Source organism: Pseudomonas sp. KU26590 (assembly GCF_026153515.1).
Lineage (GTDB): Bacteria > Pseudomonadota > Gammaproteobacteria > Pseudomonadales > Pseudomonadaceae > Aquipseudomonas.
Genome location: NZ_CP110644.1, coordinates 2,685,209 through 2,708,905, shown reverse-complemented (window position 1 = coordinate 2,708,905; position 23,697 = coordinate 2,685,209). Strand labels below are relative to the sequence as shown.

The 23,697-nt window shown below is 59.0% G+C and carries 23 protein-coding genes; 8 read left to right on the top strand and 15 right to left on the bottom strand.

The features are described 5' to 3' along the window. Positions 1-2: 2 nt before the first annotated feature. Both sdhD and sdhC read right to left on the bottom strand, forming a co-directional pair. Positions 3-371, bottom strand: coding sequence for a succinate dehydrogenase, hydrophobic membrane anchor protein (gene sdhD, locus OKW98_RS11950; RefSeq protein ID WP_133771632.1), 369 nt, complete (start codon positions 369-371; stop codon positions 3-5). Then, positions 365-739: a succinate dehydrogenase, cytochrome b556 subunit gene (sdhC, locus tag OKW98_RS11945; RefSeq protein ID WP_133771634.1), complete on the bottom strand. Its 375-nt coding sequence runs from the start codon at positions 737-739 to the stop codon at positions 365-367. Before sdhC ends, sdhD begins: the two co-directional genes overlap by 7 nt. 362 nt (positions 740-1,101) lie before the next feature. On the opposite strand from sdhC, the gene gltA reads away from it, so the two are divergent. Then, positions 1,102-2,391, top strand: coding sequence for a citrate synthase (gltA, locus tag OKW98_RS11940; protein WP_037009384.1), 1,290 nt, complete (start codon positions 1,102-1,104; stop codon positions 2,389-2,391). Between the two features lie 84 nt (positions 2,392-2,475). Here gltA and OKW98_RS11935 read toward each other — a convergent pair whose 3' ends face one another. From OKW98_RS11935 to OKW98_RS11895, 9 genes are all read right to left on the bottom strand, one after another. After that, positions 2,476-3,084: an START domain-containing protein gene (locus OKW98_RS11935; protein ID WP_265389337.1), complete on the bottom strand. Its 609-nt coding sequence runs from the start codon at positions 3,082-3,084 to the stop codon at positions 2,476-2,478. A gap of 43 nt (positions 3,085-3,127) precedes the next feature. Then, positions 3,128-3,385, bottom strand: a complete 258-nt coding sequence (locus OKW98_RS11930) for a YkgJ family cysteine cluster protein (protein WP_265389336.1) — start codon at positions 3,383-3,385, stop codon at positions 3,128-3,130. A gap of 95 nt (positions 3,386-3,480) precedes the next feature. Further along, positions 3,481-4,200 (bottom strand): translation initiation factor 2, encoded by a 720-nt coding sequence (locus OKW98_RS11925; RefSeq protein WP_265389335.1) that lies wholly within the window; start codon positions 4,198-4,200, stop codon positions 3,481-3,483. Between the two features lie 114 nt (positions 4,201-4,314). Next, a complete protein-coding gene (locus OKW98_RS11920) occupies positions 4,315-5,754 on the bottom strand; it encodes a PLP-dependent aminotransferase family protein (protein WP_074884992.1) in 1,440 nt (479 codons plus the stop codon). 315 nt (positions 5,755-6,069) lie between these two features. Then, on the bottom strand, positions 6,070-6,885 hold the full coding sequence (locus OKW98_RS11915) for an OmpA family protein (protein ID WP_265389334.1): 816 nt from the start codon (positions 6,883-6,885) through the stop codon (positions 6,070-6,072). After that, positions 6,882-7,235 carry a DUF4398 domain-containing protein gene (locus OKW98_RS11910; RefSeq protein ID WP_265389716.1) on the bottom strand — a complete coding sequence of 118 codons (354 nt, stop codon included), beginning with the start codon at positions 7,233-7,235 and terminating at the stop codon, positions 6,882-6,884. Before OKW98_RS11910 ends, OKW98_RS11915 begins: the two co-directional genes overlap by 4 nt. Before the next feature lie 21 nt (positions 7,236-7,256). Then, on the bottom strand, positions 7,257-8,078 hold the full coding sequence (locus OKW98_RS11905; RefSeq protein WP_416148456.1) for a substrate-binding periplasmic protein: 822 nt from the start codon (positions 8,076-8,078) through the stop codon (positions 7,257-7,259). A gap of 138 nt (positions 8,079-8,216) precedes the next feature. Continuing rightward, a complete protein-coding gene (locus tag OKW98_RS11900; protein ID WP_265389332.1) occupies positions 8,217-9,146 on the bottom strand; it encodes an electron transfer flavoprotein subunit alpha/FixB family protein in 930 nt (309 codons plus the stop codon). After that, on the bottom strand, positions 9,146-9,895 hold the full coding sequence (locus OKW98_RS11895) for an electron transfer flavoprotein subunit beta/FixA family protein (protein ID WP_265389331.1): 750 nt from the start codon (positions 9,893-9,895) through the stop codon (positions 9,146-9,148). The genes OKW98_RS11900 and OKW98_RS11895 overlap by 1 nt, the downstream gene beginning before the upstream one ends. On the opposite strand from OKW98_RS11895, the gene OKW98_RS11890 reads away from it, so the two are divergent. Both OKW98_RS11890 and OKW98_RS11885 read left to right on the top strand, forming a co-directional pair. Continuing rightward, on the top strand, positions 9,894-10,163 hold the full coding sequence (locus OKW98_RS11890; RefSeq protein WP_265389330.1) for a hypothetical protein: 270 nt from the start codon (positions 9,894-9,896) through the stop codon (positions 10,161-10,163). The two genes, OKW98_RS11895 and OKW98_RS11890, sit on opposite strands and share 2 nt — an antisense overlap. 319 nt (positions 10,164-10,482) lie before the next feature. Continuing rightward, positions 10,483-12,147 carry an electron transfer flavoprotein-ubiquinone oxidoreductase gene (locus tag OKW98_RS11885; protein ID WP_265389329.1) on the top strand — a complete coding sequence of 555 codons (1,665 nt, stop codon included), beginning with the start codon at positions 10,483-10,485 and terminating at the stop codon, positions 12,145-12,147. 236 nt (positions 12,148-12,383) lie between these two features. Here OKW98_RS11885 and OKW98_RS11880 read toward each other — a convergent pair whose 3' ends face one another. Continuing rightward, entirely contained in the window at positions 12,384-13,289 is a 906-nt protein-coding gene (locus OKW98_RS11880; protein WP_265389328.1) for an AraC family transcriptional regulator, read from the bottom strand. A 178-nt stretch (positions 13,290-13,467) separates the two neighbouring features. Here OKW98_RS11880 and OKW98_RS11875 point away from each other — a divergent pair, with 178 nt between their 5' ends. Continuing rightward, positions 13,468-14,520: an NAD(P)-dependent alcohol dehydrogenase gene (locus tag OKW98_RS11875; RefSeq protein ID WP_265389327.1), complete on the top strand. Its 1,053-nt coding sequence runs from the start codon at positions 13,468-13,470 to the stop codon at positions 14,518-14,520. A gap of 126 nt (positions 14,521-14,646) precedes the next feature. On the opposite strand, the gene OKW98_RS11870 is transcribed toward OKW98_RS11875, so the two are convergent. The 3 genes from OKW98_RS11870 to OKW98_RS11860 all read right to left on the bottom strand — a co-directional run bounded on the left by OKW98_RS11870 (position 14,647) and on the right by OKW98_RS11860 (position 17,229). Then, a complete protein-coding gene (locus OKW98_RS11870; protein ID WP_265389326.1) occupies positions 14,647-15,450 on the bottom strand; it encodes an IclR family transcriptional regulator in 804 nt (267 codons plus the stop codon). 239 nt (positions 15,451-15,689) lie between these two features. Next, entirely contained in the window at positions 15,690-16,169 is a 480-nt protein-coding gene (locus OKW98_RS11865) for a hypothetical protein (protein WP_265389325.1), read from the bottom strand. A gap of 607 nt (positions 16,170-16,776) precedes the next feature. Further along, a complete protein-coding gene (locus OKW98_RS11860; protein WP_265389324.1) occupies positions 16,777-17,229 on the bottom strand; it encodes a thiol-disulfide oxidoreductase DCC family protein in 453 nt (150 codons plus the stop codon). A gap of 175 nt (positions 17,230-17,404) precedes the next feature. Between OKW98_RS11860 and OKW98_RS11855 the strand changes: the two genes are divergently transcribed. From OKW98_RS11855 to OKW98_RS11840, 4 genes are all read left to right on the top strand, one after another. After that, positions 17,405-17,632 (top strand): hypothetical protein, encoded by a 228-nt coding sequence (locus tag OKW98_RS11855; protein ID WP_265389323.1) that lies wholly within the window; start codon positions 17,405-17,407, stop codon positions 17,630-17,632. A 64-nt stretch (positions 17,633-17,696) separates the two neighbouring features. After that, positions 17,697-20,135, top strand: a complete 2,439-nt coding sequence (locus OKW98_RS11850) for a TerB N-terminal domain-containing protein (protein WP_265389322.1) — start codon at positions 17,697-17,699, stop codon at positions 20,133-20,135. Further along, complete coding sequence (locus OKW98_RS11845) at positions 20,132-21,427, top strand: ATP-binding protein (RefSeq protein ID WP_265389321.1); 1,296 nt, start codon at positions 20,132-20,134, stop codon at positions 21,425-21,427. Before OKW98_RS11850 ends, OKW98_RS11845 begins: the two co-directional genes overlap by 4 nt. Next, positions 21,402-23,690 (top strand): DEAD/DEAH box helicase, encoded by a 2,289-nt coding sequence (locus tag OKW98_RS11840; RefSeq protein ID WP_265389320.1) that lies wholly within the window; start codon positions 21,402-21,404, stop codon positions 23,688-23,690. Before OKW98_RS11845 ends, OKW98_RS11840 begins: the two co-directional genes overlap by 26 nt. The last annotated feature ends 7 nt before the right edge of the window (positions 23,691-23,697 follow it).

The window sequence follows — 23,697 nt, the reverse complement described above, 5'->3', positions numbered from 1 at the left end:
GATCAGATACCCCAAAGAATCTGCACACCCCAGACGAAGTAAGCGAACATCGCAATGCCGCAGACTGCCTGGAACAGGAAACGCACCGCCGTCGCGGACTTGCCCAGCGCCATCGGCGTCAGGTAGTCGGTCGCGATGGTCCACATGCCAACCCAGGTGTGAGCCGCCAGGGCAACAAGGGCCAACAGACTGAAGATGCGCATTGCGTTATGGGAGAACAACGCGTGCCACGTGGCGTATTCGAGGCCAGGGTGCGCGATCAGGTACCCGATCAGGAAAATGAAATAAGCCGCGAGTACGACGGCGGAGACGCGCTGCGCCATCCAGTCATACAGGCCCGAACGAGAAAGGTTGGTGACGTTGGTTACCATATCCACACTCCTGCCAGAACGATCACCACCACAGACACGGCGATAACGATTTTAGAGCCCAGCTTGCCGCCTTCCAGCGTCTCGCCGATGCCCGAGTCCATGATCAGATGACGGACGCCCGCCACCAGGTGATACAGCAGCGCGGACAGAAGAGCCCAGATCACAAACTTGGCCAGCGGACTGGTCAGTCCCGCTTTCACCGACGCGAAGCCTTCCTCGGAGTCGAGCGACAGGTCCAATGCATAAAGCATGATGGCAATGCCGACGAAGAGGATGACACCGGAAATACGGTGAAGGATGGACGTGTAAGCAGTGATAGGGAGTTTGATGGTCCTTAGGTCTAGGTTTACAGGTCGTTGGCTTTTCACGGCTTTTTTTCACACTGAAGAGCCCTAACACTCAGGGCAAGTTGTTGGGAAGTGTACTGGTCAGGTACCCACTACCCAGGAAGTGACCAACCCCGTTTAATCAGGCCTGAAAGCCCCTGGCGGTCGGACGCCGAGTATAGACAGTTAGCCCGCTAATGACAACGCGCAGACCCTGCCCGAAGGGTGGATTGCTTTAGCCCTGTAATTGGCGTAAATGGCCCGTAATTTCGACGAAAACCATGGGTTAAAGCCTTCTGCTACAAGACTTTTGGCAAATTGACTTTAGAATTTATCTCACTATAGTGATGCGGGCCCTGCGTGGGGGGTCTGTCTGATGATTTGAAGCATAATTAGGAGGCCACATGGCTGATAAAAAAGCGCAGTTGATCATCGAGGGCGCAGCCCCCGTCGAGCTGCCCATTCTGACCGGCACCGTTGGTCCCGATGTTATCGACGTACGCGGCCTGACTGCCACCGGACGCTTCACATTCGACCCAGGCTTCATGTCCACCGCCTCATGCGAATCGAAGATCACCTACATCGACGGTGACAACGGCATTCTCCTGCATCGCGGCTACCCGATCGAACAGCTGGCCGAGCAATCGGACTACCTGGAAACCTGTTACCTGCTGCTGAACGGCGAGCTGCCAACCGCCGAGCAAAAAGCCGAATTTGTCGTCACCGTGAAGAATCACACCATGGTGCACGAGCAACTGAAGACCTTCTTCAACGGTTTCCGTCGCGACGCCCACCCGATGGCCGTCATGTGCGGTGTGGTCGGCGCCCTTTCGGCGTTCTACCACGACTCCCTGGACATCAATAATCCGCAGCACCGGGAAATCTCCGCGATCCGTCTGGTCGCCAAGATGCCGACCCTGGCCGCGATGGTTTACAAGTACTCCATGGGTCAACCCATGATGTACCCGCGCAACGACCTCAGCTACGCGGAAAACTTCCTGCACATGATGTTCAACACGCCGTGCGAGATCAAACCGATCAGCCCGACGCTGGCCAAGGCCATGGACCGGATCTTCATCCTCCACGCCGACCACGAACAGAACGCCTCGACCTCCACCGTGCGCATGGCAGGCTCGTCGGGCGCCAACCCGTTCGCCTGTATCGCCGCCGGTATCGCCGCACTCTGGGGCCCCGCCCACGGTGGCGCGAACGAAGCCGTGCTGACCATGCTCGATGAGATCGGCGATGTGTCCAACATCGACACCTACATCGCCAAGGCCAAGGACAAGAACGATCCGTTCAAGCTGATGGGCTTCGGTCACCGGGTTTACAAGAACCGCGACCCGCGTGCCACCGTGATGAAACAGACCTGCGACGAAGTCCTGCGCGAACTGGGCATCACCAACGACCCGCAACTCGAACTGGCCATGCGTCTCGAAGAGATCGCCCTGACCGACCCGTACTTCATCGAACGCTCGCTGTACCCGAACGTCGACTTCTACTCGGGCATCATCCTCAAGGCGATCGGTATCCCGACCAGTATGTTCACCGTGATTTTCGCCCTGGCGCGAACCGTCGGCTGGATTTCCCACTGGAAAGAAATGCTGTCAAGCCCTTACAAGATCGGCCGTCCACGCCAGCTGTACACCGGCGAAGTGTCACGCGACATCGTTCCGCTGGCCGAGCGCAAGTAACTCGGAAGCACCGGCGAAGACGCAAAAAAGGCTGCCCTCGGGCAGCCTTTTTCGTTTGTCGCTTTAGCGTTGCAAGCGAACCGATCAGTTCTTCTCGGCTCGGTCCTTCAAGGCTTTGAGGGTGTTGAACGGCGCATCCACCACGAACTTGTTCGCCAACCAGGATGGCACGCTGCCGCCAGGCTCGGTGTGCACCTGATAGGTGACCTCGGTCAGGTTGTCGCCCTTGGGCACGAATTTCCAGAACCCTTCAACCTGCGCGACTCGCACAAAGCCCTTCTCGTCCGGGATGTACTTGGGATCGCCTTCCAGCTCGCGGGTCACGCTGCCATCGGCGCCCTCCACCGTCGTCACCTTGAGCACAGAGTCACGAGGAGTCACCGGCCACGGCGTGTTGAACTGGGAGTAGGTCCAGGTCTTGTCACCCTCGTGCTTGAGGATCTTCTGCAGCTTGCACTCGTGAATCCAGGAGCACGCTGCAGCCACGTCTTCCTGCAACGCTCTGAGCTTGCCGATGCCCGCTTTGATGGTCGTCACGCCTTGATAGGCCTTGTACTGCGAACCGGGCACTTCGCTGAGGGAGACTTTGATACCGTCCTCGTTCTTCGCGACTTTCCACTCCTCAGCCTGCGCTGAAGCTGCCACCCATACAGTCAGTCCCAATCCGAAAGCAATGCGGTACAGCGAACTCATAGGTTGTTCCTTATTGTTGAAGTTCAGTCGCTCCCCGGCCGCCTTACGCCACCGAGGTCATCTTTTCCCACCAGCCGATCAAACGGATCGCCTCTTCAGGATCACTGCCACATACCTCAGGATCAGCCGCAAACTGACCGCACACGGCAGGCCTTCCCGGCTGACCGAAAATCCCGCAGAGCATGTCCAGCGACAGGTGCAGGCAGCGCACACCAGCAGGTTTGCCGTCAGGCATGCCGGGAATCGGTGAGGTGATGGACGGCGCGACGCAGCAAGCGCCGCAGCCTGGACGGCATTTCATGAAGAGAACCTGTGTGGCAGTGAGCACAATGGCCGGATCTTACGCGCTAAAACACCCGTTTGAAAATCGGACGTTGTTGCACTGCCCGGCCAACATCACTGTTTAAATTTGAAATCCAGTGCAGCGCCTTCTACATCCTTGCGCGCCTCATTGCGCAGCTGCAGGTCCATTTCGTTGCTCAGCAGACGGCCTTGCATCTGGAAGTCAGGGTCGGCGTTCGCATCGGGAAACATTTTTGGCAGCAGCGGCTTGGCGCCGGAGGACTGGGCTTTGGCCTTCGACGCGGAGGTGATCACGTTCGCCGGAGGGGTCAGTTGCTTGACCATCTCCGGTGGCAGACTCAGGTCGAGGGGCACCTTGTTCAGCTTGGTGTCCTTCACCACCTGGGAGGCCGATTTGCTCTTGCTGGCCACCGGGGCACGCCGCGCGACTTCGGCGTTATCCGCTTTAACCTTGGCGGATTTGGCGTTGGCGCCTGCGGGCTTATCGTCAGCGGTTTTGGCATCGGTGACTGCTCGCGGCGCTCCAGCCGATGCCTTGCCCGACGCGACAACAGGCACGGTCGTGATATTCGGCGCAAGGGAGTGGACCGCTGGCGCGTCCGCCACAGGTTTTTCCGCCAATGCAGGCGCAGACTCAGGTGCCGAATCAGCCCCAGTGACGGGCTTGGCTGCCTTGGCAGCCTCGGCCTGCGCATCAGCACGCGCGGCTGGCGCCGAAGCGGTGGCTTTCGCCGGTGGCGTGGGCGCTTTCTCGGCATCACAGGCGCTCAGCAACACCAACAACATCACACTTAGACAACGCAGTGATTTCATAGTCTGAACGGCAGTAAGTAAGACAGGGACCATATGCTGGCCCTTTGCACGGCGGCTGACAAGTTGCTCTGTCTGCCTCCCCCGTTTGTATGGAAAGCGGGTAACCCTACGAGTTCACCAGGATTGCCCGGCATCCTGGCATAACTGCTTGGCCAGCATGCCCACCGTCATCAGCGCCCTCTCCGCTTCACGGTTCCACGGCAGCCCGCAGTTCAGGCGGATGCAGTGGTTGAACTGCTCCGTGTTACTGAAAATCAGGCCCGGCGCGATGCTGATGCCCTGCTCCAGCGCGCGCACGTGTAACTCCTGGGTATTTACCCGCCCCGGCAGACTGATCCACAGAATGAACCCCCCCGCAGGCCGACTGATCTGCGTGCCTTCGGGGAACATCTGCTGCACCGCCAGCTGAAACGCACTGAGGTTCTTGCGGTGTTCCTGGCGGATAAAGCGTAAGTGCCGGTCATAGCCGCCGTTTTCAAGGTAGGACGCCACCGCCATCTGCGTCACGCTGCACGCCGAATGCGTAGTGAAGGTCTGCAGGCGCTGGATTTCCGCCTGGTACTTGCCGGCGATCATCCAGCCGATCCGCACCCCCGGCGACAGGGTCTTGGAGAAGCTGGAGCAGTAGATGACATGGCCCAGCCGGTCGAAGGCCTTCAACGCCTTGGTCTTGTTCTGGTCGTACATCAACTCGCCGTAGATGTCGTCTTCGACGATTTGAATATCAAAGTCTGAGGCCAGCCGCAGCAAGTGTTTCTGCCGTTCTTCCGGCATGGTGCTGCCCAGCGGATTGCTCAGTCGCGAAGTCATCACCAGCGCCTTGATTGACCACTGGTTGGCGGCCAGTTGCAAGGCTTCCAGGCTGATCCCGGTGTTAGGGTCGCTGGGAATCTCAATGACTTTCAGGCCGAGCAGATCGGCCAGTTGCAGCAGGCCGTAATAGGTCGGGGATTCTGCAGCGATCAGGTCGCCCGGACTGGTCAGCACCCGCAGCGACATTTGCAGCGCATCGACGCAGCCGTGGGTGATCACCACTTCAGACGGGTCGATCACCACGCCGGCGTCGCGCATGCGAATGGCCACCTGACGGCGCAGCGGCTCGAAGCCGGGGCTGAACATGTAATTGAACGCCCGAGGGCTCTGAAAACGGGTCACCTTGGCCAGTTGCTGATGCAGCGCGCGCAGCGGCAAGTAATCGATGTGAGGGACAGCAGCGCCGAAGGCGAACACCCCTTCACGCCGCGCTTCGACCAGCACCTGTTGAATGATACTGGCGCGAGTCACCAAGCCGGGGCGCTCCACCCGCGCGATATCCGGGGTCGCCGCGGTGAGGGCCGGGGTTTGATGCACGTAGTAGCCGGACTGCGGCCGCGCGCGGATCAAGCCCTGGTCTTCGAGATTAGCGTAGGCCTGCAGGACGGTGGCATGACTGACGTTGAGCTGGGAGCTCATCTTGCGCACCGAGGGGACGCGCTCGCCGGGCTGATACACGCCCCGGCGAATGTCTTCGGCCAGTTGTTGGGCGATGCGTTGGTACAGCAACAGACTGGTCATTTCGCGTCCCTCGATCCCATGCTCTGATCATGCGTGCGGCGATCAACAGGGAAGATCACCGGAACAGTTCGGAAGTGTACGGTGACAGTTCCTGTTCCGGCTAGAGGGCGCAGTGTTTGAATAGAGATTGACTGCCTGGATGGGTTCTGTAGGAGCCGGCTCTCTGGCCAATCCGGTAGATCACGCGCCCTCTATGGCGTCTGATCAAATGCGTTCGCCAGCAAGCCGGCTCCTACAGACTGCGCGGCCGCAAAACTCTGCAAGCCCGACAAAAACACGACACTTTGAACAGCCAGGCCGGCGCTGTCATTCCTCTCAACGAGGGGCGCTGAGGTGACCCTTGTCGTCCGAGAAGACAATTTCAACACGGCGATTCTGTGCACGACCGCTTTCGGAGGTGTTTGCGTCCACCGGGTATTGGTCGCCGTAGCCTTCGACCTGAATGCGGTCTTCCTCGATGCCCAGATCAGACAGCACGTCAGCCACGGACTGTGCCCGGTCTTTCGACAGCGCGAGGTTTTCCTGAGCGTCGCCGGTACTGTCGGTATAGCCCTCGATCCGCACCACACGCTTGGGATTGAATTGCAGGAACTGCACGACCTTCAGCACGGTGCGGTTGGCGGAGCTTTTCAGTTCGGCGCGGCCGGTATCGAAGAGCATGTCGCCGAGGGTCATCACCAGCCCGCGCTCGTTCTGCTGCGTCGACAGGCTGATCACTTGATCTTCCGCCCACTTGCCCTGTTGCTGCGCACCGGCGAGCTTGGCTTCACGCAAGGCCAGTTGCAGACGCTGACGTTCCAGCTCCAGCCGCGCGAGCTTTTCCTGATTCAGCAGCAGCTTGCTGTGCTCACGGGCGATCGCGCTGTAACGACTGCTCAGGTACGCGTAATGACTGACGTCGTCAGCGCTGCCGATATAGCTCGACAGGCGCTCGGCCCGGCCCAGCAACTCGCCGGCACGGATGACGTCCTTCGGCGCGCTGCGCAGGACGTTGGTGTCTTCCCTGACCTTCTGGTAATCGGCAATGGCGCCCTGCAGCGCCTGCTCACTGCTCTGATGACCGGCACAGCCAGCAAGGCCGACACTGGCCAGCAACAGGCCGAGGCTGAGGCTTCGCCCGACGGCATTCATTGATTAGCCCCCAACTGCTTGCGCAGACGCTCGAGCCGGGTGTTGACCTGAGCCACCTGCGCTTCGCTCTTCTGGGTCAGCACACGGGCCTCGGCCAGACGCGCGTCCAGCTCGGCCTGTTCAGCCTGCATGCGTGCGTCCTTATAGGACTTGTCCGCCATGTCGGCGCGGGCCTGGGTCAGCTTTGTCTGCGCCGTCACCAGGTCCGGCTCTTCATCGGTAGCGCCGACCGCTGTGGCCTGGGCGACAGCCTGTTCGGTGAGTTTGAGTTGTTCGGTGGGCGCCGGGTCGTTGGCACAGCCGACGAGGGCGGCGAGCACGACAGCGGCGAAGACAGGCTGGATTTTCAAAAGAAAGCTCAAAACACATTCCTACTGATGGAGGGCGCTGGCGGACTGCTGCAACTGGATTTTCCACAGGTCCAGATTGCGCGTGACGGCTTCACTGGAGCGACCGGAAGCCGCCAATTCTGTCATTTTTTTCGCCAGCTGTCCGCGCAGCCATGGATCATTGCAGGCGGAGTTGAACGACAGCGCCAGATAAAAGCCCGGGCGATCGAGGGGCATGGGCTGGGTTTGCAGGTCTTTGGCGATGTTCAGCGCCTGAGTCACGGCCATCCCCGCATAGCGGCCGGCAAGGACGTACTCGACCTGCCCCGCCGCCAGTTTCTGAAAGGCCAAGGGAAGACTGGCCTGCTTCTCCAGCGTCAAGTGCGCCTTGATCGCCTCATCGAACCCAACGGTCACCCGGGTCTTTTCAGACATGGCGCCGGGATGAGCCTGCAAGTCGGCCAGCGCATTGAACGGCTGCTCATGGCCGTTGCGCGTCCACACCATGATTTCGTTCTGGGCGATGGACGGGTGGATGAAATCCAGGGATTCCAGCTCGGCGCTGTTGAGCGGCGTGTCCGCCAGCATGTCCATGCGCCCGGTGCGCACTTCTTCAAGGGCCTGGCTGCGCTTGCCGCCATACAGCAGCTCGACCTTGACGCCGATCTGTTGCGCGACCTCCTTGAGCAGGTCGGCATTGGCGCCCATCAGGTGTTTGGGGTCCTGGGGGTCGCGCCACAGGTACGGCGGCGCGTCCGGGCTGCCGGTGACGATCAGCCGGTCGCACTTGCCCGCAGACCAGGCCAGCGACGGCAGCAACAGCAACCCGCCCAGCAATGAAGCCAGCGTCTGCTTTGGCGACAACATGACAACGTCCTTTTTTGAGCCCATAAAAAAACCCGCCAGCTCCGACTGCCTGGGCGCTGGCTCATCGACTGAACGATGATTCACGCGTGCGGCAGCCCGAACGAACGGGTTCTCTTTATAAGTCAGGGAAGTGGATTAAACCAGCTTCTCCAACTCAGGGATCGCTTCGAACAGATCCGCCACGAGGCCGTAATCGGCCACCTGGAAGATCGGCGCTTCTTCGTCCTTGTTGATCGCGACGATCACCTTGGAGTCTTTCATGCCGGCCAGATGCTGGATCGCGCCGGAGATGCCGACCGCGATGTACAGCTGCGGCGCGACGATCTTGCCGGTCTGGCCGACCTGCATGTCGTTGGGCACGAAGCCTGCGTCGACGGCCGCGCGGGAAGCGCCGACCGCCGCACCCAGCTTGTCAGCCAGGGTATACAGGTGTTTGAAGTTGTCGCCGTTCTGCATGCCACGGCCGCCGGAGACGACGATCTTGGCAGCCGTCAGTTCCGGACGATCGGACTTGGCCAGCTCTTCACTGACGAAAGACGATTTGCCCGCATCATGGGCCGCGCTGACGGCTTCAATCGAAGCAGAACCGCCTTGCGCTGCCACTGCGTCGAAACCGGTGGCGCGAACAGTGATGACTTTCACCGCTGCCGACGACTGAACGGTCGAAATAGCGTTACCGGCATAGATCGGGCGCTTGAAGGTGTCAGCGCTTTCGACCGAGACGATTTCGGAAATCTGGTCGACGTCCAGGTGCGCCGCGACGCGCGGCAGGATGTTCTTGCCGTTGGAGGTTGCAGCGGCCAGCACGTGGCTGTAGGCCGAGGCCAGCTCGACAACCAGAGGGGCGACGTTTTCCGGCAGTTGGTGCTCATAGGCAGCGTTGTCGGCCACGAGGACCTTGGACACGCCTGCGATTTTTGCAGCTGCTTCGCCGACGGCAGCGACGTTCAAACCCGCGACCAGAACGTGGATATCACCACCGATTTGGGTGGCAGCGGCAACGGTATTCAGGGTGGCGGGAGCGATTGCGCCGTTTTCGTGCTCAGCGATAACCAGGGTCGTCATCAGATCACCTTCGCTTCGTTTTTCAGTTTATCAACCAGTTCAGCCACCGACTTGACCTTGATGCCTGCGCTGCGGGCAGCCGGGGCTTCAACTTTCAGGGTCTTGTTGGTCGACGCAGTCGAAACACCCAACGCATCAGGCGTCAGCACTTCGAGCGGCTTTTTCTTGGCTTTCATGATGTTTGGCAGCGACGCGTAGCGCGGCTCGTTCAAACGCAGGTCGGTGGTGACGATGGCCGGCAGCTTGAGGGAAACGGTCTGCGCGCCGGCGTCGATTTCACGGGTGACGTTGATGCTGTCGCCGGAGACTTCGACTTTGGAGGCGAAAGTGCCCTGCGGGTAGCCGCTCAGCGCAGCCAGCATCTGGCCGGTCTGGTTGTTGTCGCTGTCGATCGCCTGCTTGCCGAGAATGACCAGCTGCGGCTGCTCTTTGTCGACAACCGCCTTCAGCAACTTGGCCACAGCCAGGGAGGTCAGTTCGTCAGCGGATTCTACGAGGATGGCGCGATCGGCACCCAGTGCCAAGGCGGTACGCAGTTGCTCCTGAGCCGTGGTCGGACCAATGGAAACGACGACGATCTCGGTCGCAACGCCTTTCTCTTTCAGGCGGACGGCTTCTTCTACAGCGATTTCGCAGAAGGGGTTCATCGACATTTTAACGTTGGCGAGATCGACGCCGGAGTTATCCGCTTTGACGCGAACCTTTACGTTGTAGTCGACCACTCGTTTGACAGCTACAAGAACCTTCATGGATTCCTCGTTTCTCTCCGGTGAAAAGAAATCGCCAGGCCTTGCCCGGCGATGGGTACTCGTCAGTGTAAAGAACACCTGTGAAAACAACGTATTCGCGGTTGCTGAATGCGGATGTCAGCAAAAGCGGCCACGCTCCGGCGGCAATCCAAGCCAGACGTTGATCGCCCGTGTAAACTGCTGCGCGCCGCCGGCGCTGGTGGTGCTGCTGCTGCTGCTGACGGTTGCGCGGGGGGCTATGCTCACGTTGCTTTTACCGGTGTTCTGATACCGACGGTCTGTACGCTGCTATAAAAAATCCGGGGCTGACGAACGACCCGGAGCGAGCGCAAAACCGCCCGTATCTTGACCGCAACGCCGGGTCGGGTCAATACGACATAAACGCCAGTCACAAGCCGTCTCACCGTGATTTATCAGGGTTTCGGCCGATTCAAACAAACGTTTGTATTGGACCTGCGAGGTGGTGTAGATATAATGCGCGCCTTCAAGATGACAGCCGGGCCAACGACCTTCCCGGTGTCGGTTTTAGCCATCTATAAAAATACGCCTAAAAAATACGCCGTTTAGCCTTGAGTAGGAGATAGCCTGTGGAACGCGAATTTATGGAATTCGACGTCGTCATCGTCGGAGCCGGGCCCGCCGGGCTGTCTGCCGCTTGCCGCCTGAAACAGAGAGCCGCTGACGCCGGTCAGGAAATCAGCGTCTGCGTGGTGGAAAAAGGCTCCGAAGTCGGTGCTCACATCCTCTCCGGCGCCGTGTTCGAACCGCGCGCCCTCAATGAGCTCTTTCCCGACTGGAAAGCCCTTGGCGCCCCGCTGAACACACTGGTCACACGTGACGACATCTACGTCCTGACCGGCGCCGACGCCAGCCAGAAAGTGCCGGGCGCGTTCGTGCCCAAGACCATGCACAACGAAGGCAACTACATCATCTCCCTGGGCAACCTGTGCCGCTGGCTGGCGCAGCAGGCCGAGAACCTGGGCGTAGAAATCTACCCCGGCTTTGCGGCTCAGGAAGCACTGATCGATGAAAACGGCGTCGTGCGCGGGATTCTCACCGGGGACTTGGGCGTTGACCGTGAAGGCAACCCCAAAGCAGGTCTGTACACCCCCGGCATGGAACTGCGCGGCAAGTACACGCTGTTCGCCGAAGGCTGCCGTGGCCACATCGGCAAGCAACTCATCAACCGTTTCAACCTCGACAGCGAAGCCGACGCCCAGCATTACGGCATCGGCCTGAAGGAAATCTGGGAAGTCGATCCGGCCAAACATCAGCCAGGCCTGGTGGTACACACCGCGGGCTGGCCGCTGGAAGTCATGGGCACCGAAAACACCGGCGGCTCGTTCCTTTATCACCTGGAAAACAATCAGGTCGTGGTCGGGCTGATCGTCGACCTGTCCTACGCCAACCCTTACCTGTCGCCGTTCGATGAATTCCAGCGCCTCAAGCACCACCCGGTCCTGAAGCAGTACCTGGAAGGCGGCAAGCGCATCAGCTACGGCGCGCGGGCGATCTGCAAGGGCGGCCTGAATTCGTTGCCGAAGATGGTCTTCCCCGGCGGCGCGCTGATCGGTTGCGACCTGGGCACGCTGAATTTTGCCAAGATCAAGGGAAGCCACACCGCCATGAAGTCCGGCATGCTCGCCGCTGAAGCGGTGGCGGATGCGCTGTTCGCCGGCAACGAGGGTGGCGACGCGCTGAACGGCTACGTCGAGGGTTTCAAGGCCAGCTGGCTGCACGAAGAACTGTTCGCCAGCCGCAACTTCGGGCCGGCGGTGCACAAGTTCGGCGCGATCTTCGGTGGCGCGTTCAATTTCATCGACCAGAACCTGTTTGGCGGCAAGATCCCCTTCACCCTGCACGACACCACGCCGGACTATGCGTGCATGAAGCTGGCGGCTGACTCGAAGAAGATTGATTACCCGAAACCCGACGGCAAGCTGAGCTTCGACAAGTTGAGCTCGGTGTTCATCTCCGGCACCAACCACGAAGAAGAGCAGCCGTGCCACTTGAAGCTGAAGGATCCGAGCATCCCGATCAGCGTCAACCTGCCCAAATGGGATGAGCCTGCGCAGCGTTACTGCCCGGCGGGGGTTTACGAGGTGGTGACCCAGGAAGACGGCGCCAAGCGCTTCCAGATCAACGCGCAGAATTGCGTCCACTGCAAAACCTGCGACATCAAAGACCCGTCGCAGAACATTACGTGGGTAGCACCGGAAGGCGCAGGCGGCCCGACCTACCCCAATATGTAAGGGAAGCGGCAAGCTTCAAGCTTTGAGCTGCAAGCTTTCCGGCTGAAGCCGGTCCTACTGACACTGTGCGTGTTCAGTGGGACCGGCTTTAGCCGGGAAGGCGCCAGCGGTCATACCGCAAAATTGATGTTGTACACACCGGCCTCTTCCCGGCTGAAGCCGGTCCCACAAAGACACCGCATAACCTTCGTAGGACCGGCTTTAGCCGGGAAGCTTTTGAGGTTCAGCAATCACCCTCACGCTGATACCTTCAGCCGCTCGCCCTCTTCCCCCGGATTGCGCTCGAAGTAGCGTTTGTACTCGCGACTGAATTGCGACGTGCTCTGATACCCGACCTTGTGCGCGACCTGCGCCACCCCCATGCCCTCGCCAATCAGCATCTGCTGTGCCTTGAGCAGCCGCACGCGTTTGAGGTACTGAACCGGCGACAGCAAGGTGCTGCGCTTGAAATGCTCGTGGAAGGTCGAGGCGCTCATGTTGGCGCAGCGGGCCAGATCCTCGACACTCAAGGCCTGATCGTAATGGTCGCGCAGGTGCTGCAGCGACGCGGCAATGCGCGCGAAGTGGCCGGTCTGCTCGACCAGTGCCCGCAGCACCCCGGCCTGGGGACCGCGCAACGCGGCATACACCACTTCCCTGACCCGAGCCTGACCCATCACTTGCGCGTCCAGCGGATCGTGCAGGCAGCGCAGCAACCGCTCGACGCTCTCACGCATCGGCGTATCCAGCTCGGCCGACGTCATGGATTCCGGCGTCTGCGCCTTGACCTTCACGTTGGGCGCCTCGCCCATGGCTTGCACCAGCTCGCCCAGCAGCGCGCGATCGATCGACACCGCGACGCCATACATGGGCGCCTGGGCGGTGGCGAAGGTCTCGCACATAAACGGCACCGACAACGCCTGCACCAAGTAATGGCCGGCGCCGTACTCCAGCGTTCGCGGGCCCAGGCGCGCGAGTTTACTGCCCTGGGCAATGATCACCAGGCTCGGTTCATAGATCTGCGGGCTGCTGGCAACGTAGTAATCCCACGACATCGCCTGCACGCCCGGCACGCGGGTGTCGACGAAACCCGGGCGCGGCGCCAGGGGCTTGATGAGGGCGACCAACTCGGCGTTGGCGTCGGAATGGGAAAGAGGAGACATGGGCAGCCATACGGAGGATTTGACACCGCCATCATCGCAGATCAGCCGCCCGCCGCCCTACTCCAAATGATAAATCCGGAGGATCAGGCATGACAGACGGAGGAATGACCATGGCCGGCGATGCCCTGGCTGCGGACAATGCACCGCCTCAACCGTCATCGTTTTTGCGAGGTTCTTCATGTACACAGCCATCGGTTACGCCGCCCAGTCCGCCACCGCTCCCCTCGCCCCCATGACGTTCAGCCGCCGCAGCCCGCGGCCCGACGACGTGGCCATCGAGATCCTCTACTGCGGCGTTTGTCACTCCGACATCCACCAGGCGCGCAACGAGTGGGGCATCGCCGTGTACCCGCTGATGCCGGGCCACGAGATCGTCGGCAAAGTCACCGAAGTCGGCGCCAACGTCAGCAAGCACAAAGTCGGTGATCTGGTCGGTGTCGGCTGCATGGTCGATTCCTGCCGTCAGTGCGAAGCCTGCGCCCGCGACCTCGAGCAGTATTGCCTCGAAGGCGCGACCATGACGTACGCCACCCCGGACCGTGTCGACGGCAGCAACACCATGGGCGGCTATTCCAACAGCATCGTGGTCAGCGAGCACTTCGTCGTACGTATCCCGGAAAAACTCGACCTGGCCGCTGCCGCGCCGATCCTGTGTGCCGGCATCACCACCTACTCGCCGCTCAAGCATTACGGCGTCAAGGCCGGCGACAAGGTCGGTATCCTGGGCATGGGCGGTCTGGGCCACATGGGCATCAAGTTCGCCAAGGCCATGGGCGCGGAAGTGACGCTGTTCACCCGCTCGGCGAGCAAGGCAGAAGAAGGTCGTCGTCAGGGCGCCGATCACGTCATCGTTTCGACTGACGCCGAGCAGATGAAAGCCGCTGCCGGTCATTTCGACTTCCTGCTGGACACCATTCCGGTGCAGCACGACTTGAACCCCTACCTGGAAACCCTGCGTTTCGACGGCGTGCACATCCTCGTCGGCCTGATCGAACCCGTGGAACCGGCGCTGCATGCGGCCAACCTGGTGATGAAGCGTCGCGTACTGGCAGGCTCGCTGATCGGCGGCATCGCCGAGACTCAGGAAGTGCTGGATTTCTGTGCCGAGCACGGCATCACCTGCGACATCGAGATGCTCGATATCAAGCACATCAACGAAGCGTACACCCGCATGATTGCGGGCGATGTGAAATACCGTTTTGTGATCGATATGGCGACGCTGAAGGCCTGATAAAACAGTCGCCCCAGCAGGAGCTGCGCTTGCCCGCGATCGGAATATGTCTGCAACCCCTGTGTTGAATGAGATGACGCCATCGCGGGCAAGCGCGCTCCTACAGTTTGGGTTCCGCCCGACGCACTACCCGCCCAACTCCGCCGACAACCGTGCCGCTGCGTCCTTGATCACCGGCACCAGGTCGGCCATCTTTTCCAGCGGCATGTACGGCACGGTGCTGGCAATGCTGATGCCGGCGACAATCTGCTTGCTGGCGTCACGCACGGGCGCGGCCACGCAGCGAATCGACGGTTCGTTGTCTTCCAGATCGAACGCATAACCGCCCTGCACATACTCGTGCATGCGCGCCTGCACCTGCTCCCAGGTCTGCTCCTCATGGGCCGGCCACAACGGGTTTTTGCCGGTGGTCGGCACGCTGATTTCGTACAGCCGTTGCCATTCGCTTTCCGGGCTGTCCAGCAACAACGCCTTGCCGATGCCGGTGCGCGCCAGCGGCATACGATGGCCCACCCGTGAACGCATTTCCGGGCCATTGCGCCCGGGATTCTTATGCAGGTACAAGACCTCGTCGCCATCGCGCATCGCCAGGTGAACGGTGTCACCGGTGAGCGCCGACAGTTCGTCGAGAAAGGGTCTGGCCAGCACCAGCAGCGGCACTTCTTCCTGGGCCTGATACCCCAGCTCGATCAACCTGGGCCCCAGCACATAACCCGTTAGCGGCAACACTCGCAGGTAACGCTCATCCACCAGACAACTGGCGAGCCGGTGGGTGGTGCTGCGGGTGGTGCCGATCAGCCGGGCGATTTCCTTGAGGTCGCGAGCGCCGTTGGCGACCGCATGAATCACACCCAGGCCGCGAATCAGCGTTTGCGTGCCGGTGGGTGCAGGGTCTTTGCCAGTGACGGCGGTGTCGGATGCATCTTGCATGGCGCGCCTTATCGAATCAGAAAACCGGCGACATTATCGTCGCCAGCCTTGAAGCCTGCCAGCGCTGTGCGGAATCTGGCCTGCATCTGCACTGCGTCATTACACCTCGATGCGTTCGACCTTGCCCACCAAAAGGGTGTAGGACAACGCCCCGAGCAGCGCGAGAACGGCGATGTAGGCAAGTGGCAGTGTGGACGCGTTTGCTGATCGACGCTAAAGCAGCGATGTAACAGTTGGCATCAGTTGCGTGTATTTAGTATTCGTTGACGAAATCCGCTTTCCTTGATCAATTTTGGATAGCCTTCGACATGGGTCATTTCTTTGAAGGCATGCAAAAAAGCCCCTTCTTCATATTGAATCTGGCAGGAAGCTAGATCAAACGCATGCCGTAATAACGACTTTGCCTGAGACACCCGATCTCCTGAAACTCGAATGACTATTCCGATAATGTCTAATTGATCTGTCTGACCACGGTACAAGTCAAAGGCCATTGTATTCTCCGGTTGGTCATCACTGATGAAGGCGTGGACGTTACCCTCGCCAATCGGTGTCCTATCGAAATAGAGGTCACACAATGCCGTTATTTTTTCCACATCGAATCCCAGCAGATCAATGATTTGCACCCAGTCATCCAGAAGATGAGGGACGTCGTCATCCGACCACTCGAATAGATCCGGCATGGAAACAACCAAATGAAACTGCCTGCTTTCTATGATCACTTTGCCCTCGAAAATCTACTTAAATACGGGCGTGAACTGACTTAACCAGACCAAGGGGTCGCGGGTCAAATGTGGTCTGATCCTGATGCCCCAAATGTCGCGCAGGGGGAGCGGTGCGGCGGGCTCAACCGCACTACGGCGGCGACAGGAATGGTGGTGTTTCGTGGGAGGGGTGCAGAGAAACTACGAAATGGCTATAAATCTGCTTACAAACTCTCGGTGGACGTAGTGGTGGCCGATTGCTAGCTTCCGCAAATTACCACTGCGAGTGCTGCCATCTTGGCCCCAGTCAACGTCAAGCTCCCCTATCTGCGTCTGAGCTACCTATTCTGCGGCATCGCCCTCACTTTACTTGGCATCGGCGGCCTGATCGTGCACTCGTGGCTCGTTGGTGGGGCGTTGGGGGCTGTCGGGTTGACTGCCTTGGGAATCGCCGCGTATCCCAGTCGGGAGACCTTTAACCGAATGTGGAATGATGGCGCTTGGGTAGATTTCGCAAATCTCGTGGTGCAAGTATTGGAGTTTTTGACATCCTGAGCCGGCAGTTAGGTGGTGTTAGTTCACCCGCAGGCATTTTGTTTGAAGGGACTGCTGACCTTCATGGGGGTCATGGCTGCCCCTTTAGAAAGCGACGTTCATGATCTTGAGTCGGCATCAGGCAGGCATCGTATTGGCCGAACAACCGATACCGGTTGAGCGCGATACGGTCATAAACCCAGTCCCGCAGCCAACGTGGAAATACCTTCAGCACTTGAAGCAGGGGCCACGCGCCCGGCAGCCGACTGATGACCTCAAAAAACGCATCAGACCTCACCCAGTAACGATGATCGCGGATCACCACCATTGTATCGAAGGTATCGACGGGTAACCCCGCCCAAGCCAGCAACGCCTGACCTTCCCTGGACTGAACGGTGGCAAGCCGAACGCGGTGGCCGTGATCATACCGGATCAAAAACTTCGCCCAGCCATTGCAAAGCTTACAGACCCCGTCGAACAAGACGACGGTTTCATCAGGCGCCAGATAGGGTGCGGGGGTGGGACGAGTGAACGACGCAGGCATAGGCAGGACTCTCGGGCGATACAGTGGGTCATTCTAGGCGCCAGCGAATGCGCTACTGAACTGTTGATCCATACAGTATCTGGCGCTACTCTAGCCGGAGAACATACGTACTCCTGGCGGCAATTTTATGACCCACCCCACTCAATCGCTAGCTCACACTGCTCTAGACCGTGGTATGCCCACCGAACTCGAAAGCTACCAGCACCAGTGTCTGATGCTGTTGGACGAGCTGCAGGAGGCCTGGTCTGACATCCGAAGGTTGAAAGCTGATGCACATACCTTGATAGCCATGAACGACGGCCTCAAGGCAGAGCTCAAAGCTTTGAAACCCCCGGCCACAGCACAATCGATGGAGAGTCATGTCGCGTTGGTCGGGACGTCAGCTGGACAGCAAGCGCGGTGATTGGCGTCCGGTGAGAAAATGCAGATACTGCCACCAAGCCAGCCCATCATGATGGAAGCACGTAATGGCAAGGAAGCATCAAAGCAGCCCAGATATGGCGGCCATGGCGACCTTGATATTCATACTGGTCGTGCTCATCGTAGCCGTGCCACCCCGAATGCGGCTCTTGGTCGCGCTTTTGGCGGGGATCGCTGGCTTCATCTGGCTCGTAAAAAAGTCTATTAGAGCGTCATCAACCGGCCCTCCTCGCCCGAAGAGTACGATCCTCTCCGACTCAAAAGGTCAGACTACACCCTTGTCGAATAACGAGCCCAAATCAGAAATCAGTCTTGAAGTGAGCAACGCGAACGGTGCTCACTCGGATTTCCATGTGGTCAGGGTGAACTCGCCTGAGCAGCAGTTCACGATCCCCAAGCCCAATGATGTTTTTCCGCAAGCTCGATGGATTGGCACGGATGAAACCATCACTGTCAGCGGCCACGTTCTTCAGGGTGGCATGGTCTATTTTGCTGAAAAAGCAGATCGCACGTTCAAACAAGAGCCCTCGCTGATTAACGGCCAGCTGCCTGTACAAGCTGCGCATGTCGATCTAACCGAAAGAATTACCGGCTACTGGCCCAGTTACAGCGGCATCTCACCTGCAGCCCGGCGTGGCTACCTGCAATGGCTGTCCGGAGGGCGAAGTACACCCGATGTGGATATTGGCTACGTCTTCATCTTCTTTTACGGGCTTGAACGTCGGGCGGTCGTTGATTCGCTCACGGACGATGTAGCGCGCGCTGAGCTCCCCACCCTCGTCAGAGAGGTCAAGCGTCTAAGGATGCTTTACCGTGAGAACGCGTCGTTTCGAAACTACGCGTCGAATTTGCTCAATCACATCCAGCTCATGGATGTGAAGCCGCAGATGTACATAGAAGCACCGCCTCGTTTCGAGTCGACTGACGTTGAAATGCCGATGTCGCTGCGGCTGGCATTGGGGCAAATGGCCCAGGACAAGCATCCTTTAAATGCTGCGTGGGCGTTGGCATGGGCAAAGTCAGACCCAAACATCAGCCGACGCACCTCAGTAAGCAGATGTGCGGATCAGTTTGAACAGCTGTTCGTGGCGCAGTATTCCACCCGTTATCCAAACGGTCTTGTGCTCAACCAAAACAAGACCATGCTTAAAACGAGCTACCGCTCAGCCTCTTCTCGCCTGGGTGTTCCCGACATGGCGCTGGGCGACATACCGGATGTTTCCGTTACGTCGGCAACGCGCAAAAAGCTACAGGCCATAGTCGATGAATGCACCTTTATCCTCGACCCATACAGTAGATACCTGGGTCGCAATCCTGAAGGGGCCTCAGATCTGGAGGGTATTTTGCAACTGCCAGTGACGCTCTGGCCGACTGCAGCAAAGGATGTGATTACTGATCTGCAACGGCAAGTCGGCGAGGAGCATCTGGTCATGACCTTCGAGGATCTTGCAGGGCGCTTTGGGTCTGCAGGCGCTCTCCCGCGCGGAACAATCGTCGCCCTGGCGAGAGCATTCGAGTCCTTGAATATCGGCTTTGAGCCGGACGTCCTGTCCGGCAGCCGTACTCCCAAGAATCTGGACACGATCGTATTGTTCGCGGCAGGTGACGATGATGCGAACGTACGGACAACCTCGGACTACCACGCCGCAGTGGTGACGCTGGATTTGGCAAGTGCGGTGGCAGCAGCAGATGGGGAAACCTCCAGCAATGAGATGGCCCTGCTCGGGCGGCATATCGACTCCTGGACTCATCTTGGTATAACCCATCGCAAACGGCTCCAAGCCCACTTGCAGATCCAGATTCTGCAGCCACCTACCCTGGCGAGCCTGAAGAAAAAGTTGAGCCCTCTGAACGCCGATGCCAAACGCGCCATGGCCAGGTTTGTCGCTCATCTCGCTCAAGCTGACGGAAACGTTTCGCCGCAGGAAGTCAGGCTGCTGGAACGCGTCTATAAAACTCTGGAGCTGGATCCCCAGTTGCTTTACGGGGACTTACACGGCGCAGCCATCACCCCTCGTGAAAATGTCTCCACGGCGCCCAGATTTGGTGCCTTGCCCAGTTCCCACCAGGCCGGTGAGATGCCAGGCAATTCTGCCGCCACCCAAAGCTTCAATCTGGACATGGATAAAATTGCGCAGCTCCAGCGCGAGACAGCAGTGGTGTCAGCGTTGCTGGCCGAGGTATTCAGTGATGAATTCCCAGAACCGCCTGCCATCGTGGACAGCATCAAAGATCAGCCCAATGACCATGCAGCAACCGTACATGGGCTCGACACAGAGCACTCAGCGTTTCTGCGAATGATCGTGTCACGCCGCGAATGGAGCCGCCAGGAGCTGGAAGATGTGGCCACCGATATGGAGCTCATGCTGGATGGCGCTCTTGAGCAAATCAACGACATGGCGTTTGAGCGGTTCGACATGCCAGTCTCTGAGGGGGATGACCCCATCGAGATCAACCCGGATATCCTGGAAGAATTAGCCCTATGAGCACGATACGCCCAAAGGATCGCGATGCGGTCATCCAGTCATTGCGAGCCGGTGTAGTCCCTCGTGCGGGCCAGCATCTTATTCAGGTGGGTCGAGCGGGTGAACTGGACGCCCTTCTGAAAGACATAGATCGACTCGCTGACGGCGGCTCCGCCTTCAGGATTGTGGTAGGCGAATATGGGGCCGGGAAAACCTTCTTCCTCAACCTCGTCCGGGGCATTGCGATGGAGCGAAAGCTGGTCACAATGCACGCCGATTTGAACCCGGATCGCCGTCTGCATGCCTCAGGCGGACAGGCACGCTCACTGTATGCAGAGCTTGCTAAAAACATGTCCACCCGGACGAAACCGGACGGTGGTGCGCTGCAGGGTATCGTAGAAAAATTCATTTCTCAGGCTAAATCGGAAGCGAAAACTCGGGGCGTCGAGAGCGAAGTCGTTATTAGAGAATTCCTCGCCGATCTCACTGAGATGGTAAACGGCTACGACTTCGCTGACGTCATTGCCAAGTATTGCCAAGGGTTTGAACAAGGCAACGAGCAACTCAAGGCGGATGCCATCCGGTGGCTTCGAGGCGAATTCACTACCAGGACAGATGCACGTGCGGCGCTCGGTGTCCGAACCATCATTGATGACGCATCGGTCTACGATCAGCTGAAGTTGCTGTCGCGGTTCGTACGCCTGGCGGGGTTCGGCGGCCTCATGATTTGCCTGGACGAGCTCGTCAATCTATACAAGCTCGCGAACACTCAGGCACGCAACGCCAACTACGAGCAGATCTTGCGGATTCTGAACGACTCCCTACAAGGCTCGACCGAGGGCCTTGGCTTCGTCCTCGGCGGTACGCCTGAGTTTCTGATGGACACCCGGCGCGGACTTTACAGCTACCCCGCTTTGCAATCCCGGCTTGCCGAAAACACGTTTGCCAAATCTGGCTTGATCGACCTGTCCGGGCCGGTCATCCGCCTGAGCAGCCTCACCCCGGAAGACTTCTACGTACTGCTTCAAAAGCTGCGTAACGTCTATGCCTATGGTGACCCGGGAAAATACCTGATGCCTGACGAGGCAATCCCTTCGTTCATGGCGCACTGTAACCAACGGTTGGGTGAGGCCTACTTCCGCACTCCACGCACAACCATCACAGCCTTCATCAACCTGCTCGCGGTGCTGGAGCAGAACCCTGGAGCGGACTGGCGTGCCTTGGTGGGGGCCGTTCAGATTGCCCAGGATGATGGCGGCAAGCAGGATTTAAGCATCGAGGCGGACGATGAGCTCACAACCTTCAAACTCTGAATCCTCGTCTTTCGAGCGCCTGCACCCCGACGTTCAACAGTGGGTCTGGGCTCAGGGATGGACAGCGTTAAGGGACGCACAGGAATGGGCAATTTCCGCGCTGGTCGATGCTGATCGGGATGTGATTATTGCCGCCTCAACAGCTGCCGGTAAGACTGAGGCCGCATTCCTGCCCATCCTCACTAACCTGATGGAGCACCAAGACCCTGCCGGGGCCGTCCTCTATATCAGCCCGTTAAAGGCACTCATCAACGATCAATGGGACAGGCTGAGTCGACTCTGTGAGCAGTTGGATCTTCCCGTCGTCGCATGGCACGGCGATGTGTCTGCCAGCAAAAAACATACGTTTCTCAAGTCTCCTAATGGCGTCTTGCTGATCACCCCAGAGTCGCTTGAGGCGCTGTTCGTCAACAGAGGCTCCAGCCTGATAGCCCTGTTCCAGAACCTGCGTTACATCGTGGTCGACGAGCTGCATGCCTTCATTGGCAGCGAGCGTGGCAAGCAGCTCCAGTCATTGATGCAGCGAGTCGAGCTTGTAGCCGGAAAAACCCTGCCGAGAGTCGGCTTGTCCGCCACGCTGGGAGACATGTCGCTGGCGAGCGAGTTTCTCAGGCCCGGGCATCCAGAGCGGGTGCAGGTGATTGAATCGAAATCATCTGGCCAGAATCTTCAGGTGCAAGTGCGCGGCTACATGATGCCGCCGATGCAAAAGTTGCGTGCTGTCGACGTACCAAATGCCGACCCTGATCAGAACCCTGAAGAAGAGGAGGAAGAAGACGAGTCCGGCTCCAGGCATGCCATCGCCGCACACATGTACAAGGTGCTGCGGGGCAGTAACAACTTGGTTTTCCCAAACAGTCGGCAGGAGGTGGAGTGGTACGCAGACCGCCTGCGTCGGCTGTGTGAAATCACCGGTATGCCCAACGAATTCCTGCCTCATCACGGCAGCCTTTCGAAAGACCTTCGAGAAGACACGGAGCGTGCGCTCAAAGCAGGCACACCGCCGGCGACCGCGGTCTGCACCACTACCCTGGAGCTTGGCATAGACATCGGCAACATCAAGACTGTTGTCCAGATAGGTTCGCCTCCATCAGTTGCGAGCCTGCGCCAACGCCTGGGCAGGTCAGGCCGCCGCAACGACGAACCCGCCACTCTCCGGGCCTACTGTCAGGAACGGGAGCTGACTGACCAATCATTATTGTCAGACCTGCTACGCCAGAACCTCGTCCAAACTATCGCGATGATCAGGCTGCTGATAGGCAACTGGTTCGAGCCGCCCAGGGCTGAGGGTTTGCACGCCTCGACTCTGGTGCAACAGATTCTGTCAGTGATCGCACAGCAAGGAGGCGCCAGCGCTGCACAACTGTGGGGTGGTCTTGTCGGAAGCGGGACATTCAAGAGCATTTCCAAGACTGACTTCTTCTCTCTGCTGAAAGGTCTCGGCGAGAAGAAACTGATCGTGCAAGACAGCTCAGGCCTGTTGCTTCCAGGAGAGATCGGCGAACGACTCATCAACCACTACGAGTTCTACAGCGCCTTCACCAGCGATGAAGAGTTCAGGCTTGTTCGAGAAGGCAAACCGCTTGGCTCAATACCGGTCAGTCGGCCTCTGATGAAGGGCCAGCGCATTATCTTTGGTGGCCGGCGATGGCGGGTACTCGATGTCGATATCGAAAAAAAGGTGATTGTCGTCACTGCCGCCCGAGGCGGTCAACCACCCCAATTCGATGGACTAGGTGCCATGGTGCACGATCATGTCCGCGAGGAAATGCGCGCTGTACTGACCGAAACGACGCCCTGCCCCTTCATCGATAGCAAAGCACAGGAGTTGCTGAGCGAAGCCCGTAAATCGTTCAGATCACTCGGGCTGGTAGATGAATTCACCTATGGCTCTGACTCGAAAACTCATTTAGTCACCTGGCGTGGCGATCAAACCAACGACGCTCTGGTACTCATGTTCAACCACGTAGGAATGGCGTGCGAGAGCTCAGGCCTTGCGTTGTCGGTTGGCGGCTCACAAAAGAATGTCGCTGAAGCGCTCGCCAAGATCGCTGAGCTGGATCCGGACGATATCGAATCACTGCTGGAAGGTGTCGAGAATCTCATCAAGGAAAAATGGGACTGGGCGTTGCCCCGCTCGCTGCTCATGAAATCCTATGCCTCGTCTCAGCTCAACTTCAAAGGCGCGGTCGAGTTCGCAACGTTGTTCAGTACTCGGTGGCTTCACGGTGCAAGCACGTTTGAAAGCACAACCGTTCACTAGCGCTAGT

Bases quoted from the DNA above. Each gene is read 5' to 3' on its own strand.
- OKW98_RS11935 (WP_265389337.1), bottom strand. From the start codon at position 3,084: ATGAGTTCGCTGTACCGCATTGCTTTCGGATTGGGACTGACTGTATGG.
- OKW98_RS11880 (WP_265389328.1), bottom strand. From the start codon at position 13,289: ATGTCTCCTCTTTCCCATTCCGACGCCAACGCCGAGTTGGTCGCCCTC.
- OKW98_RS11890 (WP_265389330.1), top strand. From the start codon at position 9,894: ATGGATTCCTCGTTTCTCTCCGGTGAAAAGAAATCGCCAGGCCTTGCC.
- OKW98_RS11930 (WP_265389336.1), bottom strand. From the start codon at position 3,385: ATGAAATGCCGTCCAGGCTGCGGCGCTTGCTGCGTCGCGCCGTCCATC.
- OKW98_RS11925 (WP_265389335.1), bottom strand. From the start codon at position 4,200: ATGAAATCACTGCGTTGTCTAAGTGTGATGTTGTTGGTGTTGCTGAGC.
- sdhD (WP_133771632.1), bottom strand. From the start codon at position 371: ATGGTAACCAACGTCACCAACCTTTCTCGTTCGGGCCTGTATGACTGG.
- OKW98_RS11855 (WP_265389323.1), top strand. From the start codon at position 17,405: ATGCCCACCGAACTCGAAAGCTACCAGCACCAGTGTCTGATGCTGTTG.
- OKW98_RS11920 (WP_074884992.1), bottom strand. From the start codon at position 5,754: ATGACCAGTCTGTTGCTGTACCAACGCATCGCCCAACAACTGGCCGAA.
- OKW98_RS11860 (WP_265389324.1), bottom strand. From the start codon at position 17,229: ATGCCTGCGTCGTTCACTCGTCCCACCCCCGCACCCTATCTGGCGCCT.
- OKW98_RS11875 (WP_265389327.1), top strand. From the start codon at position 13,468: ATGTACACAGCCATCGGTTACGCCGCCCAGTCCGCCACCGCTCCCCTC.
- OKW98_RS11840 (WP_265389320.1), top strand. From the start codon at position 21,402: ATGAGCTCACAACCTTCAAACTCTGAATCCTCGTCTTTCGAGCGCCTG.
- OKW98_RS11850 (WP_265389322.1), top strand. From the start codon at position 17,697: ATGGCAAGGAAGCATCAAAGCAGCCCAGATATGGCGGCCATGGCGACC.
- gltA (WP_037009384.1), top strand. From the start codon at position 1,102: ATGGCTGATAAAAAAGCGCAGTTGATCATCGAGGGCGCAGCCCCCGTC.
- OKW98_RS11895 (WP_265389331.1), bottom strand. From the start codon at position 9,895: ATGAAGGTTCTTGTAGCTGTCAAACGAGTGGTCGACTACAACGTAAAG.
- OKW98_RS11870 (WP_265389326.1), bottom strand. From the start codon at position 15,450: ATGCAAGATGCATCCGACACCGCCGTCACTGGCAAAGACCCTGCACCC.
- OKW98_RS11845 (WP_265389321.1), top strand. From the start codon at position 20,132: ATGAGCACGATACGCCCAAAGGATCGCGATGCGGTCATCCAGTCATTG.
- OKW98_RS11900 (WP_265389332.1), bottom strand. From the start codon at position 9,146: ATGACGACCCTGGTTATCGCTGAGCACGAAAACGGCGCAATCGCTCCC.
- OKW98_RS11915 (WP_265389334.1), bottom strand. From the start codon at position 6,885: ATGAATGCCGTCGGGCGAAGCCTCAGCCTCGGCCTGTTGCTGGCCAGT.